At 47.0% G+C, this 15,032-nt stretch carries 13 protein-coding genes, 1 tRNA gene and 1 pseudogene; 6 read left to right on the top strand and 9 right to left on the bottom strand.

Features of this window, described 5'->3' with window-relative positions; all coding sequences use genetic code 11:
• Nucleotides 1-667: 667 nt before the first annotated feature.
• From QUA42_RS20960 to QUA42_RS20950, 3 genes are all read left to right on the top strand, one after another.
• Nucleotides 668-1,684, top strand: coding sequence for a succinate dehydrogenase/fumarate reductase iron-sulfur subunit (locus tag QUA42_RS20960; protein WP_333139723.1), 1,017 nt, complete (start codon nucleotides 668-670; stop codon nucleotides 1,682-1,684).
• A 94-nt stretch (nucleotides 1,685-1,778) separates the two neighbouring features.
• The gene (locus tag QUA42_RS20955; protein WP_333051883.1) at nucleotides 1,779-1,967 is read left to right on the top strand and encodes a chlorophyll a/b-binding protein; all 189 of its coding nucleotides are present in this window, start codon (nucleotides 1,779-1,781) and stop codon (nucleotides 1,965-1,967) included.
• Between the two features lie 139 nt (nucleotides 1,968-2,106).
• Entirely contained in the window at nucleotides 2,107-2,961 is an 855-nt protein-coding gene (locus tag QUA42_RS20950; RefSeq protein WP_333139721.1) for a leucine-rich repeat domain-containing protein, read from the top strand.
• Nucleotides 2,962-3,166: 205 nt separating this feature from the next.
• Here the strand turns inward: QUA42_RS20950 and QUA42_RS20945 are convergent, their stop codons facing one another.
• From QUA42_RS20945 to psbX, 5 genes are all read right to left on the bottom strand, one after another.
• On the bottom strand, nucleotides 3,167-3,784 hold the full coding sequence (locus QUA42_RS20945; protein WP_333139719.1) for a pre-peptidase C-terminal domain-containing protein: 618 nt from the start codon (nucleotides 3,782-3,784) through the stop codon (nucleotides 3,167-3,169).
• 132 nt (nucleotides 3,785-3,916) lie between these two features.
• Nucleotides 3,917-5,368, bottom strand: coding sequence for a DVUA0089 family protein (locus QUA42_RS20940; protein ID WP_333139717.1), 1,452 nt, complete (start codon nucleotides 5,366-5,368; stop codon nucleotides 3,917-3,919).
• 109 nt (nucleotides 5,369-5,477) lie between these two features.
• Nucleotides 5,478-6,602: a redoxin domain-containing protein gene (locus QUA42_RS20935; RefSeq protein WP_333139715.1), complete on the bottom strand. Its 1,125-nt coding sequence runs from the start codon at nucleotides 6,600-6,602 to the stop codon at nucleotides 5,478-5,480.
• Nucleotides 6,603-6,872: 270 nt separating this feature from the next.
• Nucleotides 6,873-7,682 (bottom strand): Ycf66 family protein, encoded by an 810-nt coding sequence (locus QUA42_RS20930; protein WP_333139713.1) that lies wholly within the window; start codon nucleotides 7,680-7,682, stop codon nucleotides 6,873-6,875.
• 281 nt (nucleotides 7,683-7,963) lie between these two features.
• Nucleotides 7,964-8,083: a photosystem II reaction center X protein gene (gene psbX / locus QUA42_RS20925; RefSeq protein WP_333041933.1), complete on the bottom strand. Its 120-nt coding sequence runs from the start codon at nucleotides 8,081-8,083 to the stop codon at nucleotides 7,964-7,966.
• Between the two features lie 124 nt (nucleotides 8,084-8,207).
• Between psbX and QUA42_RS20920 the strand changes: the two genes are divergently transcribed.
• Entirely contained in the window at nucleotides 8,208-8,492 is a 285-nt protein-coding gene (locus QUA42_RS20920; RefSeq protein ID WP_006634856.1) for a YggT family protein, read from the top strand.
• Nucleotides 8,493-8,580: 88 nt separating this feature from the next.
• Here the strand turns inward: QUA42_RS20920 and accC are convergent, their stop codons facing one another.
• Entirely contained in the window at nucleotides 8,581-9,936 is a 1,356-nt protein-coding gene (gene accC, locus QUA42_RS20915; protein ID WP_333139711.1) for an acetyl-CoA carboxylase biotin carboxylase subunit, read from the bottom strand.
• Between the two features lie 228 nt (nucleotides 9,937-10,164).
• On the opposite strand from accC, the gene QUA42_RS20910 reads away from it, so the two are divergent.
• Together QUA42_RS20910 and QUA42_RS20905 are read left to right on the top strand one after the other, a co-directional pair.
• Nucleotides 10,165-10,248: transfer RNA gene (locus tag QUA42_RS20910), tRNA-Leu, on the top strand.
• A gap of 190 nt (nucleotides 10,249-10,438) precedes the next feature.
• Nucleotides 10,439-10,648: pseudogene (locus QUA42_RS20905) on the top strand (helix-turn-helix domain-containing protein); the annotation flags it as partial.
• Nucleotides 10,649-10,720: 72 nt separating this feature from the next.
• On the opposite strand, the gene QUA42_RS20900 reads toward QUA42_RS20905, so the two are convergent.
• From QUA42_RS20900 to QUA42_RS20890, 3 genes are all read right to left on the bottom strand, one after another.
• Nucleotides 10,721-12,250, bottom strand: a complete 1,530-nt coding sequence (locus tag QUA42_RS20900; RefSeq protein ID WP_333139709.1) for a hypothetical protein — start codon at nucleotides 12,248-12,250, stop codon at nucleotides 10,721-10,723.
• A gap of 17 nt (nucleotides 12,251-12,267) precedes the next feature.
• A complete protein-coding gene (locus QUA42_RS20895; RefSeq protein WP_190736135.1) occupies nucleotides 12,268-12,624 on the bottom strand; it encodes a hypothetical protein in 357 nt (118 codons plus the stop codon).
• 13 nt (nucleotides 12,625-12,637) lie between these two features.
• Nucleotides 12,638-15,032 (bottom strand): CHAT domain-containing protein (locus QUA42_RS20890; RefSeq protein WP_333139706.1); only part of this gene is annotated, 2,395 nt, incomplete at its 5' end.

The following is a 15,032-nucleotide window of genomic DNA, read 5'->3' as shown; positions in this document are numbered from 1 at the left end:
AGCCGTGTGCTATGAAAGTAGCAAGCACGGTTCCGAATGGGAGGGAGAAGATGGTAACATCTTCTTTCGACCCTACCAACCAAGTATTTTTCTTAAAAAACTACGTTTCTGGCCCCAACCGGCCGTAAGTCCTGGTAAAATTTATTGTAATGCTGTCAAAAAAGTGAAATGCATACCCAGCTACCTTCAGCGCAAAGGTGCGCTTACCCTAAATTCTGGCCATTCAGTTGAGGCCAGAAGCCTGGATGAAACTGGTTGTGGCGTCTTAGGTGCTGTAACCCCAAGCAAAACGAACGAAACCGCCATCAAGCCGCCGTACAAGGCAGTTGATCGCTTGCGAGTTCCCAGTCCCACCCATTGAGGATTTAGCAGACCCAGACAAAAAGCCGGTGTGGAAAACATGAAAGTTAATACAAACAAGCTGGACATCACGCACCTCCGACTACCGAATTGCAGCGATTAATTACTTTTATCTCCAATTAATAGCTCACAAATCCGCTTAAAAAAGTGGTAATTTAGGATTTATAACTTGAGAATTATTCATGTTTATCAAACAATAATATTTTTTTAAAAATCTCTTACTTTAGGTAGTGGTTAAAAAAATAAGAGCTTTCTAAAGAGGTCAAAAATTTAGCTTAAAATAGAAACTAAATTCCTTACTCAAAATATGAAAGTCCGCTTTAATGTAGTGCGCCAAAATCAAAACGAGGCTCCCCGGGTTCACACTTACACCCTAGATGTGGAAGAGAGCAATACCATCCTAGACTGCCTCAACAGTATTAAGTGGGAACACGACGGCACTTTAGCTTTTCGCAAAAATTGCCGCAATACAATTTGCGGCAGTTGTTCTATGCGAATTAACGGTCGATCGGCATTAGCTTGCAAAGAAAATGTCGCCAGCGAACTCGCAAGACTGCAAAAAATAGCTGATTCCAGCTCAGCAGAAAAGCCGGCCGATTTCATCCCAGAAATCACCGTCGCCCCAATGGGAAATATGCCGGTAATTAAAGATTTGGTTGTTGACATGACCAGTTTTTGGGACAACCTAGAAGCAGTTGAACCCTATGTGAGCACAGCCTCGCGAGCAATTCCAGAACGCGAATTTCTGCAAACTCCAGAAGAGCGATCGAAACTCGACCAAACCGGCAACTGCATCCTCTGCGGCGCTTGCTATTCGGAGTGCAACGCCCGCGAAGTCAACCCGGAATTTGTCGGCCCCCACGCCCTCGCCAAAGCTTACCGCACGATCGCCGACTCCCGCGATAGCGAAACCGAAAATCGGCTGGAAAAATACAACCAAGGCACCGCAGGAGTCTGGGGATGCACCCGCTGTTACTACTGCAACTCGGTTTGTCCGATGGAAGTTGCGCCGATGGATCAAATTGGTAAGATTAAACAGGAGATTCTCGATCGCAAAGACGACCAAGCCAGTCGATCGATCCGCCACCGCAAAGTTTTAATCGAGCTCGTCAAAGAAGGCGGCTGGATAGACGAGCGCAAGTTTGGCATCGAAGTAGTAGGAAACTACTTCCGCGACGTTAAAGGTTTGCTGAGTCTGGGCCCCTTGGGTTTGAGAATGCTCGCTCGCGGCAAGTTCCCGCTGTTTTTTGAACCTTCAGAAGGTACTGAAACCGTGCGAAATCTGATCGAATCGGTTCAAAGTTTAGAAAAGTCAGCAGATTAGTGATCGGCTGTCATTTTCCTGGTAAATTACAAGTTGTGCGATCGCAAAGCTTCCTCAAAGCCATCACTCAAAACACGAAACTCAAAACTTTTAAATGACTGCTAAAACTCCTCCATCCCCAAAACCTACAACCCCAAATACCCCAAAACCAGAACCAGCCTTTGGGTGGAATGCCTATGCAGAACAAATCAACGGAAGATTTGCGATGGTGGGATTCGTGGGACTTTTGCTGCTAGAATTCTTCACCCGCCAGGATTTTTTCACCTGGCTGGGTCTGCGTTAAATTAATTAAAATTAATTAGAAAAGGAAGCTGAAAAATTATCTATATTTCAGCTTCCTTTTGATTTTTAAGAGTTATTTAAAATACTGTTAATCAAATTGAAAGTATAATATTATAACATTTATAGTGGCATAAAAACATATGAATTTACCAAAGTGGATAGTAGTTGCTTGTAGTGCGATCGGTCTAACATTATGTGGAAATGGACTGGGAGCGTTAGCTGCAGAAACGCAACCGGGAAACAGTGGACGAACATTTACTGATTGGTGTCGTGAAAAAGCTTCTTTGAGTCCTGAAGCTAAACGTACTGTTGAGGTACTGTTAAAGACAGCAGGGACTACTGAGTGCGATGCCGCTAATCAGAGACTTTCGACTCTCACGAAACTCGACCTCAATGGCAATCAAATCAGCGACATCAAACCGCTAGAATCTTTGACTAACCTGACTTGGCTCGATCTCAACGGCAATAAAATCAGCGACATCAAACCGCTAAAATCTTTGACTAACCTGAATTATCTCTACCTCTATAAAAATCAAATCAGCGAGATCAAACCATTGCAATCCTTGACTAACCTGACTTCGCTCATCCTTGACGATAATCAACTCAACGACATCAAACCGCTAGAATCCTTGACTAACCTGGCTTGGCTCTCTCTCACCAACACTCAAATTAGTGACATCAAACCGCTAGAATCTTTGACTAGCCTGAATTATCTCTACCTCGATAACAATCAAATCAACGACATCAAACCCTTGCAGTCCTTGACTAACTTGACTTTGATCGACCTCAACGGCAATCAAATCAGCGACATCAAACCCCTAGAATCCTTGACTCAACTGACTTCGCTCACCCTCAACAACAATCAAATCAGCGACATCAAACCGCTAGAATCTTTGACTAACCTGACAAAACTCTATCTCAGTGGAAATCCTATCGATCCCAAAACTTGCCCTCTCAAGCCAGAGTCTATCTGTAATTGGGAACCCTTAAGTTAAATGCCAAATGTTTACAGTGCCGAAATTTAAAGGCACAAGATTATGACGCTTATAGTTACAGAGAAATAAATAAATTTAGTTCATCAGTATAGTAAGCAGCGTGTTGTAGAAGTAATTCGGTCGATCGCAGTTACTTGTAGTGCGATCGTCCTTAAATTATAGGGACACGGCAATGCCGTGCCCTGACTCCGAAGTTTCGTTCAAACTAATTTCCAGTTGTTTCACGGACGGTCAAACTGTACTTGCCTCTACCTTTTGGAGGCGGATCGTAAGCATTGACAATGACGCGATAGCGACCGTTGGCAGACAAGGTAACAGTAAGCTCTGAATTGGAATTTTGCTGCGTTGCATCATCATTTTCTCCAAGTAGCTCGCCCTGGGAGTTAAAAATAGCGAGATAAGTATCAAATTCGCTACTTTCTACGGTAATAATAACTTTTTGACCCTGAGTGCCTTCAAAGGTATACTCGTCGTACAAACTGCTGTCCGAGGGCAGTACAGAAGACTTAGCAGGGCTGAGTTCTCCGTTTTGCTCTAAAATGACTTTAGATGAACCCGCATCAGGACTCGGTGGAGGTTCTACAGTGGGGCTCTGAGTTGGCGAACTTTGTGGTGATGGCGACGGGTTGGGACTTGCTTGGGCTAAAACACCCTTGTCAGAAGGCTTCGCATCAGTTAAATTTTGAGGAAATTCTGCGGAAATGAGGGTGGAACTGCTGTTAGCAACACCTGAATTTGAAAGTGACAAGGACAGAGCTGGCTTGCCAGAAAAAGTAGCTACCAGAGCAATTGGCGCGATCGCCCAAAATCTAACTTGACGCATGAATTACCTCGGTTTGCAACGAAGAAGGAAGGAAGAAGTCAGTAGTCAGTAGTCAGTAGTCAGTAGTCATGAGTTATTTGTTAGGTGCTACCAATGCCTAATGCCCAATGCCCAATGCCCAATGCCCCATTTTCACCGGACAGTTAGAGTGTAACGACCCCGGCCAGAAGCATCGTAAGCATTAACAATTACGCGATAGCGACCCGTAGCGGGCAAAGTAACGGTCAGAAACGCATTTTTAGTCGAATCGCTCTCATCGTCATTTTCTGCCACTAATCGGCCGTTAGGGTCAAAGATAGCGACATAGGGATCGAAATCTGTACTTTCGAGGGAAATGGCTACAGACTGACCCGATCGACCTTCAAAAGTATACTCGCGATACAGACTGTTGTCAGACGGCAATACTGCGCCGCCTGCGACTAAAGCGCCTTCTTCTTGCAAAATCGCCCGAGAAGGCGCGGTAGGAGCACTCGCTTTCAGTTGTAACGTATAAGCCCCTGACTGCTTAGCTTGGTAGGAATTTGCCACTAACGTGTAAGTCCCGTCTGCTGGCAGCCTGACTGTAATTCTGGCGTCTTTACTGCCCGCCCCGTCATCATCTTGCGCGATTTCGCGCTGGTTGGGCCCGAGCAAAATTAAATAAGGGTCAATTTCTTGACTTTTCATTTCTATTGTGATTTGCTGGCCCGCTTTTCCCTCAAAGGAGTAGAGGTCAAAAAAGCTGTTGTCGGTGGGCAGAACGCTAGACTTGTCGGTGAGGAGGCCACTGACGGCGGGCCCGTTTAACGCAACTTTTTGAGGTGATTTGTTGCCACCAAAGGGCGATCGGGCTTGAGCCACGCGGGGAGCTCGCCCTTCTCGCACGGCTGTCAGGAAAGCTGGTACTTTGTCTGCTGAAATTGCAAAACCGATACCGATACTGCCACCGCCCCGACCGCGAGTAAAAATAGAAGTATTGACGCCGATTAATTCTCCTGAACTGTTGAGCAGAGGGCCTCCTGAATTGCCGGGATTGATGGCGGCGTCGGTTTGAATTAAGCCCCGCTGCTGGTCGATGCGGCTGACGATGCCGACTGTAAAAGTACCTTGAAATTGACCGAATGGATTGCCGATCGCAAATGCTTGTTGCCCGACTTTCACCGAACCGGGACGGGCTAAAGGAATGGTGGGCAAATTGTTTTGATCGCGAATCTTCACCACGGCTAAGTCTAGACCTTCTTCGCCGAATCCGATAACATCGGCGACCAGTTTTCTGCCGTCTGACAAAATGATATTCACCGTACCGCCGGCGGACACAACGTGGGCGTTGGTTAACACCATGCCGTCGGGGCTGATAATTGTGCCACTGCCGTTAGATTTATCTGTATCGACTGTAACAACCGCCGGACTGGCCTTTTCGTAGACTCGAATATTGGTTTGTTCTTCGACATTTTGGGCGATCGCGCCCTGGGAATGCACCGAGTTAAATTCCGTTAAATCTGTTGATTGCCGCACAGAGGATGTCGTAACAACCGCAGCAGCGCTGGCTGCAACCCCAACGGTTAAAATTCCCGATACTGCTAAACTTAGAAGTTTGAAATTCATGGCGATCGATTATTATTTAGCGATCGGTAGCTAGGGATTAGGTTTTGTGGCTAATCGCTAACTACCTTCTCTAATTATTTTAGGACTTGCACCACGGTAGTGACCTTCCTCACGTCGGTTCTCCAATTCGGGCATCTGAATCAGCAGCTAAATACTTAAAATTAGCTTCTCGTACCGCAGCGTCCTCATTGCCGTAGAAAAAAGACAGCAAAGCAAAGCGCTGACCACTAATCACGGTAGTGGCTTCATGCAGCAAAGAACACGAAAAAATAATCGCCGTGCCAGAATCGCCTTTATAACCGTGCGGCGCGTACTCTGGAAACCGTAAAAATCCCCCTGTGTACTCTCCCACATTCAAGTTTAGCGTCATAGCAAACCTACGGTGCATCGTAGCTTTGCTAGTGTTGTCGCGGTGCGACCGAAAATAACCGCCGCTGTCAGCATCGTAACAACCTATCAAATACCGTTCAAACCTAGTGATTGTAAATTGAAAAGCTTTCTCTACTTCCGGCCGCACCCGGCGTAGAATAATCGCATTCAACTGTTGCTGGAAATCCTCGTCTTGAATAAAGAAATCTCGGCGCTTCTTAAAAGTGTCGTCGTGCAAGCCAACTGTTTTCCCGCCTATTTGCCTCATAAAGCCCGAGGGACTGCCACCATTAGCTTTGTACATATCGATCAAACTGCGGCAAGAAGCTTTGTCCAAAACGTTAGGAATTACCAACACCGGGGCGTGGCGAGTGGCCGCTCGGGCTTCCTCAATGGGGGGTAAAGTTTTGAGAAAATCTAATACTTGTTGGGCGTGTTGGTGCGGTTCGCCCATGGGCAAAATATTAATTACCTGAAGGTTTTCGTTGAGAACAAAAGTTTGTGGTGCATAGTGAACTCCGGCAACTCCATTTTCTTCGACATCTCGGAAAACAGCGTACTGCTGACTGACTTTTTTATCTAAGTCCCAGAAAAAGATGAATGACGGAGCAATTGTTGTTGGTCTGTCTAGTTCTTTGTCTGCTGGGTCAACGCTGACTCCGAACCTCGGTACTTGCAAGCTTCGGAATTCTTCTGAGAGCTCTTGAAAGCTTTTGAGGATAACTTGGATTTGTTCAAAAGCTGCGCTGGCAAAGAAAAAGAGGACGACTCGCCGACCGCCAACAGTCGGGAAATGAAATAAGGGGTTATTTGTAGAAGGAATGGAAAACCAGGGAGCCGGATCTCCTATTTCGAGTAATGGCATCTTGCTGATTTAAGATTGGGGATTTTATATTTAGATTATTATGCTGTCGATTAGTTCCACAGATTGGGTATGTCAAAATAGTTTTGAAAGAAAATTAGTTTTTATTTGTGTATATCTGCCTAGGTCTGGGGTTTTACACTCGCCATTTACAGTTTTTTTTTAATCACTTTAATATCTGAGAATAAGTAGATGGGCATCAATAAACGCAACTTATTTTTTTGCCGACGGGCGCCAGAAATGTTTAGTTTCACCCATCTACTTAGTATTTGCCTATTTGTCGAAACTGGGGGAATTATCCGGTTGGTCTTCCGGGTATTCTACAGGTCGATACTCCACGTAGTCTGACGGCGGTGCTTCAACGTCGCGGTTGCTGGGGCGAGACCTGGATGATTCCGTAGGACGGGGTTTTTTGGTTCTCGGTGGCGTATCGGAACTGCGGTTTTCCGAAGCTGGGGGGCGACTGCTGCGGCTGCGGGTCGGTCTTTCTTCGGGGTTGTCTGAAACGTCCCAGTTGTCAGACTCTTGGGCAGGCGGGGCTTCCGGGCGGGCGGGACGTTTGCGCGAGGCTCGATCGGGCGAGTCGGGCCTGGAGGTGTTAACGCTGCCGTTGCGATTCGAGGGGCGGCGGCGGGGTTCGTCGTCGTAGGCTTCCCGAGAGGAACGGTAGTCTTGGCTGCCTCTAATCCGGGGACGCTGCGGATAGTCTTCCTCTGGTTCTAGCTGTTCCATGTCGGCATCATAGCCGTCGTAACCGTAGGCGTTGCTGACCGGTCGGTCTTCATCTATGTATTGGGCGCGAGTTTTGGCTTGGGCTGTGGTCGCTCCTCGCAATTTAATGCTTTCTGCTGCAAAAAATATGGCGGAACCGGTGAGCAGAAATTGACCGAATGCCAGAATTGGGTCAAGCCGCCATCCTTGAAATAACAGAATACCGCCGCACAGCAGGCCGACTGCTGCAAAAAAAATATCGTGGTCTCGGGCTAGTTTGGGACGCCACGATCGCAGAAAATACAGTCCTGCCCCTGCTACTGCTAGGATAATCCCTAACAGGCTGCTCCAGTTCAATCCTAAATTGACCATTAGCCTATCTCCTATGTCTTTCCTATGTTAGCGAGTTAGATTTTACATCTATCATTAAGTCTGTCAGCCCGACTGTGCTTTCTGGGGCAGCGTCCGGTCAGGGTTTCAGCTTGGGAAGTGAGTATAATAATGAGTTTAACGGGAAAAAACCTCAGCTTGGCAGTCAACTGAAGGTTTTGCCTTGACAGTTGCTGGCAGCCGAGGTTTCTCGAATCGGGGAAATGTCCGACTTGTAGCCCACAATTGACTTACAGCGCCGGACTTAGAAAGCCGCTGACTTTTTAGGTGCGCTTGATTTTGTCTTTTTGGCTGATGAAGATCAGGGCGATCGTTGCTGGAATCACTACCACTGTCACGCCGACCAGCAGGCTGTACAAAAAGTTCGCGAGAGAAGGAGTCATAGATTCAAAGCCTTTGTTACAACAATTTGATTTTTATTAATTTTATACTTTCGATCGCACCTGTGAAACGGTTAAAATTATGAACGGCTGACTTAACAAAACTTAAAATTTCGAGATAAGACCCATGACTGGTATTACCGTTGCAAGTTGGATTCTGGGCTCTGTCCTAGTCGTGATGACCTTGCTGTTTATTTTTCGGATCGTCCTGACTTGGTATCCCGAGGTGAATCTGAGCAAATTGCCGTTGAGTCTGATTGCTTGGCCGACGGAACCTTTTTTAGCCGTAACTAGAAAGATTGTACCGCCGATCGGCGGGGTGGATATTACGCCGATTATTTGGGTGGGTATCTGTAGCTTGCTGCGAGAAATGATTCTCGGTCAGCAAGGGCTGCTGACGATGATGATGTAATAGTCAGTTGGCGGGCATCGGGCATCGGGCATCGGGCATCGGGCATGGATTAGTCGCCACCCACTGCTAACTGCCAACTGACTACTGACTAATGACTGTTTGGGTTCAAGAACTGTTCGACGAAATTCGTGTAAACTTCGCCGTTGAGAAACTCGGGGGAATCGAGAATTTTTTGGTGGAAGCTGAGGGTGGTAGGAACGCCGGTGATGGCGCACTCCCGCAAAGCCCGTTTCATCCTGCGGATGGCTGTCGGTCGATCGCGCCCCCATACAATTACTTTACCGATTAAAGAATCGTAGTAAGCGGGTATTTCGTAATCGGTGTAAACGTGAGAGTCCATCCGCACGCCGGGGCCACCGGGAGGCAAATAACCGCTGATTATGCCGGGATGGGGCCGGAAATTGCGATCGGGATCTTCGGCGTTGATGCGACACTCGATCGCGTGGCCGTTGAGAATTACTTGGTTTTGTTTGATTTGCAGCTTTTCTCCTTGGGCGATGCGGATTTGTTCGGCTATCAAGTCGAGGCCTGTAATCATCTCGGTGACGGGATGTTCTACTTGGATGCGGGTGTTCATTTCCATGAAGTAGAACTTGCCCGATTTGTCAAGCAGAAATTCGACTGTGCCCGCACCCGTGTAGTTGATGGATTTGGCGGCGGCAATGGCGGCGTGACCCATTTGATCTCGCAATTTCTGGCTGAGGGCTGGGCTGGGGGCTTCTTCGAGGAGTTTCTGATGTCGGCGCTGAATCGAACAATCTCTCTCGCCGAGGTGGATGACGTTACCGTAGTTGTCGGCGAGGATTTGGATTTCGATATGCCGGGGTTTTTCGATGAATTTTTCCAGGTAAAGTCCGGGGTTGCCGAAGGCTGCGTCGGCTTCGCCTTGGGCGGCTGAGAATAGTTTGGGGAGTTCCGAGGGTTCTCTAACTAGCCTCATCCCGCGGCCTCCACCGCCGGCGGTGGCTTTGATCATCACAGGATAGCCGATGTCGCGGGCGATCGACAAAGCTTCGCGATCGTCTGCCAGCAATCCCTCGCTACCGGGAACTGTGGGGACTTTCACCCGCTGCATCGTTTCTTTTGCGGTGGATTTGTCGCCCATCGCCCGCATCGCGGCAGGAGAAGGGCCGATGAAGGTAATTTGATGGTCGGCGCAGATTTCGGCAAATCGGGCGTTTTCGGCGAGGAAGCCGTAACCGGGGTGAATGGCTGCGGCGTTGCGCGTCAGGGCAGCCGCGATGATGTTGGGGATGTTTAAATAGCTTTTGCTGCTGGTGGGGGGGCCGATGCAAACGGCTTCGTCTGCCAACTGGACGTGCAAGGCGTGTTTATCTACGGTGGAGTGAACGGCGACCGTGGCAATCCCCATTTCCTCGCAGGTGCGCAGTATGCGGAGAGCTATTTCTCCCCGATTAGCGATTAAAATTTTCGAGAACCCCATCTTCGCTGCTTAATTCACTCAATATTCTGTACAATAATGCCTTTCGGTATGTTCTGGATAATCGTTTTCCAGAAATTGTTCACAAAAATTTATTTTACATTTGGCTTGTAGTGGTGCTATGATTGTAAATCGGCGGTGCAAAAGGGCAAGTCACAAGTTAAATGTCAGGAACCTCAACCTGTGAATCTTTAACTCGTAACGCAAAAATCCCGGAGATTGCCAGAAAGAGCGGATGTGGCGGAATTGGTATACGCGCACGCTTGAGGTGCGTGTGGCATTATGTCCTTGCGAGTTCGAGTCTCGCCATCCGCATTGAATATATAAAACAACTGTTGACAGTTTTGGCTGTTGGCAGTTGTTTTATATTGAGTGGTTTTTCTAGAAAGTCGATCGAGTTTTAGATGGGATTTTCGAAAACTCGATCGAACTAAGCATTCTTTAACTGTCGATCGACTATTGTGTTTGAATTAAAAACATAGATACTTATCGTTTGTCAAGTAGAATGGGGTTAGTTAGGTTCCGAATCCGAGAGTTTGCTGACGAAAAAGGATGGACGCTAAAGGATGTTGCCGATCTATCCGAGGTTTCGTACAGCACAGTCAGGCACTATGCTCGATCGGAAGGACTAGCAACGGTTGATATCACATCAATTCAAAAAATAGCTCGCACGCTGGATGTTTTGATTGAAGAGTTGATGGATGTTGTCAAAGAGTCAACAGATTTATCAGTTAAGTCGCGAGAATATGACTGCGAAAATGTAATTAACAAAGAAAGCAGAGGGCGATTACACATCCCGAGAGGAAAGTTGATTTTGGGGACTAGGTGAAATTGTCTGCTGAGCTGAGGATTTAGCGTTGAGGTGGCGTTTAGTGAAAAACCAAGCCAACCATCCCAAGCCTCCACCGCCTAAACAACTAAGTAAAAGGGCAATAATGAAGGGATGTGGGGGAAGCAGAGGATGCTGGGGAGAAGGGAAATCCCAAGGTTTTTCGATTAAGGGGTAGCCGGCTGCTACGATTCCGGCAAAGCCGACTCCGACACCGATGCCGGTACCGACTGCTTGAATCGTGTTTTGTAAATTGCGATCGCGATCTTTTTCCACTTTCTCATACTGTACCTGTTGTTTTTGAGCATCTACTTCCACAATGCCCCGGATTGTTTCAATCATCTGTTGAAACAATTGCCGTCCTACGGTAAGATAACTCATATAGACTTTAATCTGTTCCTGAAATTTCGGGCAACTCCGGTCAACAAAATTTTGTAGAAAATCTAAGTTATCCATTTCTAGGACGCTGCACTCGCCAAGTTGTTTGAGCCAATCACTATAGTTTTTAGCATTCGTTTCAATTGTAATCTGGTGAAGTTCTATATCTCGCAAATAGCGGGCATAAGTTAACCCGATTTGGGGGAGTTCAGTCAGCCAGCCCTCTAGTTGTTCCAGACGCTCCTTTCTATCTGATTTCAAACGACTAAATTCTTCTACTTTTTCCTCTAATTGACTGTAGAGTTTTCTCGCTTCCTTGTTGCAAAGATACGCTTGGTGATAAACATAAATAATTTTACTGCGGCAGCATAACAAATTGAGCAGCGGACGGTAATACTTGCCGGATGCTTCTATCTCTGAAGTTTTTTCATCAGTATCTAACCAGACTAGGATATGACAATTTAATCTCGGATCTTCTTGACTATTGTCAAATTCAAAAATGGGACTACCTAGAAGTTTCCCCTCACGGATAAAATATGGTTGTGGCTGTTTAAGCTCTGAATCTTGAAACAAAGCGTCTACACAAGCTACTGCTAAATCTTTATGATTATTGCCAGCCAAATCAACAGGTTTGGCAAATAATACTAGGGTTTGTCCCAGTGACGCTTGGATTTCGCAAGGTAGCAGACAACCTTGAAAGTTTATGTTGCTCAGTTGGTTGATTTCTACTGTAGAATTCGGGGAAAGTAGCGTGAAATCAAGTGCGTAAGTGTCGTGGAGTTGCAGCGGGTAAATTCCGCCTTTCAGGGGCAGTCGATCCGGTTGGCTAACAGTTGTAAATGACACAAATCTATCGCCATTTGACTCGTAAAGTTCAAGATAGTCGCTCGGTTGGCTATTTTGGCTGTTTCGATTGTTCAGCTTTTCGGGAAAAAAATCGAGCTGCGGATTTGTTTGCAGCAGGTGTCCCAAAGCAGCGCATTTCTGCCATAAATGATCGGCTTTGTCTACAGGTTGTTTATCGCCTTTTGCAAGGTTGTTGCACAAATGAAAGGCAAACAGCGTGAGTTTGGGGTTGGCAAGTTTGCCTGTCAATTCAGGATTGTTCATCACCTAGACCCTGAGTGCTATTTTGACTGGTTGGGGAAACTTTCTTGGATGGCATTTAATAGCGTTTCTCTGGAAACTTGGGGAGGTGGAGGCGGTGGAGGAGGTGTCAGGGTGTTTGTTCCTGGCAGGCGTTCTCCCGCTGATTTGGTTTCTCTTGAAAACAACTCTTTTCGAGTCTGGCGTAAAGCCTTTTGAAGGTCGGTGTACTTGGCACACCATTCAATGATGTCATCAGCAAGTTCATCATCTTTTTCTCTAAAATTAGCAGTTGCTTCTTTAAGGTCTTCATGCCTATTCTCATTCAAAAACAGGGGTTGCTGATTTTTGATTAGGTGTATGAAGGCGTTGATATTCTTCAAACTATCTTCGAGCATTCTTCTCAGATTCCTATTGGCCAACTGAACAAAATGCAGCCCAATGGTAGGGTGATTGAAAAGGTCGTATTTCTCTAGCGCCTATCTCATCAAGCATATCGTATAGCGCTTCTTTTTGGGTGGGACGTAGGGGAAGTTGGCTTCTCCACTCTTGTAACTTTTCTGTGGTAGCATCCCGCAGCCAAAGTTGAGCAGAGTTAAGGGCAAGGGAGACACTTAACCCGTCTTTGAGAAGCTGATAAAATCTTATCATCAAAAATGAGGTAGACAAATCGCTGACGGCCCACAGCGTCGGTACTACACTGGAACTGCCGGCCACCAGGAAACCGCTAGGTAAGCTGATATATTCGTCGCTGATGCTGCTAAAGTCGGTGATGCCGGTTTCGCAGGCGGAGAGCACAACTAGGCGGCATTCTCGGAGGTCAAGGGCAAAGATGTCTGCTAAGGTGAGGCATTTGGTGAGGTCGAGGGTTTTGCCATTTCGTAAGGGTAGATAGCGAGTGGGGTTTTCTTCAGGGGGAGGCGGGGGTAATTCGCAGTCGGCTAGCAGCAATGCTGATAGCAAAGGTTGTTTAAAGTTAAAGTAGCCGTGACCGCTAAAGTGGGCGCAGTGGGCGATGCGGAGGCGGCTATCATCTATGACTGATTTTTTTGCATCATTTTTGACGAGGATATCTTTGGGGTGGAAATGCTGACTAATCGCGGGCACTTCTAAGTCTGTAAATTTCAGGTCATTAGTAGGGTTTTGGACGGCAAATAGGTGTGTGAAATTCGGCCGTTTTCGCCTTTGTGCCTGTTGCAGCAGTTGGCAACTGGGGGAATAGCGGACACCTTGTTTAAAGCAATCTAGTATGCAGGGATTGGTGGGTTCAGGAGACTGGGTTTCTGGGTTAAAGCGCTTCCAGATTTCAGGGCTAATCGGCAAGGCGTGAAGGGGGAATAGGTGCAGGAAACGGTGTGGAATTAAAATTAGTTGATCGCAGTGTTTGGGTACTTTCCCCAGAATTTCATTGATATGCAATATTTCAGATAAGCTTTGGAGGCGAGGGGCTAGGTTTTCCCGCCATTGGGTATCATCCTCTTCTTGGTAATCTCTGAGATATTCCTCGCCCCAGTTTACCAAAGCTTGAAAGTCGGCTTTTGAAGATTGCCATACTATAGGATTTGGTGATTGGGGGGTGATAATGAAAGTAAGGAATTTGTCGCCCAGGATGTACCACTCAAGGATAGCGGTGTTTTCTGCTGTGAGGGCTTGAATATCGCTGTAGAGGATGCCTTTAACTTCTTGAGTCAGCAGGAAGTCGGGGTCGATGGGTTGGATGTCACGGACGAGCAGTTCGTCGAGTTGTTGCCGCAATTGGGTGAGATTGGTAGAATCGCGGCTGGTAGTTTGTAGGCTGTCGATTGGGAGGCTGCGTTCTCCCGATATTGTGCCACTGTTGCTGTTACGGGTTGTCTGTTGCTTGTCTAGTCGGCGCTGTTCGACATCAATTTCTCGACGCAGCCGCGAGAGTTCGTTGAGAACGGTTTCGGGAATATCGCCTTTGGGGTATAAGTCGCGGGTGGCGAGGAGTTCGACTAAGTTTCGGGCTTTGCTGCGTTCGACGTATTCTATGGCTTCGGTGTAACGTTGCAGTTCGATGCAGACTTCTACCATGCCCAGATAAAGTTCATTCCATTCTTCGGCTAATTTCTGTTTGGTTTCATCCCCAGATACAATCTCGCCCCGTAAAAATTCTACTGTTTCAATCGCTGCGGCATAGGTATCATAAGCGAGTTGCCATTGCTGGTTACTTCGGTAAAGATTACCTAAATGAGATAAAGTCCCTGTATGTTCTTGTGGGAAAGCCTCGCGAGTTCTAATAGTTAAAGTATTGTGATAAAGTGCGATCGCCAGTTCGATATTCTCTGCTTTATCTCCCCTGATTCTGTGACGGTAGGCTTCTCCCAAATTATGTTGCGTGCCGGCCCAATATTCGGGAAAAGCATCACGGGTGTAGACAGTTAATGCAGCAGTGAAAGATGCGATCGCCAGTTCGATATTCTCTGCTTTATCTCCCCTGATTCTTTTACGGTAGGCTGTTGCCAGATTATTTTGCGTCATAGCCCATTTTTCGGGAAAGGCATCGGGGGTGCGGATGGTTAATGCAGCAGTAAAAGAGGCGATCGCATTTTCGATATTCTCTGCTTTCTCTCCCCTGATTCTCTCAGCGTAGGCAATTGCCAGATTATTTTGCGTCTGGGCCCAATACTCGGGAAAGGCATCGGGGGTGAGGACGCACAATGCAGCAGTGTAAGATGTGATCGCCTGTTCGATATTCTCTGCTTTCTCTCCCCTGATTCTCTCAGCGTAGGCAATTGCCAGATTATTTTGCGTCTTAGCCCATTTTTCGGGAAAGGCATTGCGG

The organism is Microcoleus sp. Pol11C2 (genome assembly GCF_036701505.1).
GTDB lineage: Bacteria > Cyanobacteriota > Cyanobacteriia > Cyanobacteriales > Microcoleaceae > Microcoleus.
Note: the sequence above shows the minus strand (reverse complement) of the source record. Positions and strands in the feature narration are given on the sequence as shown.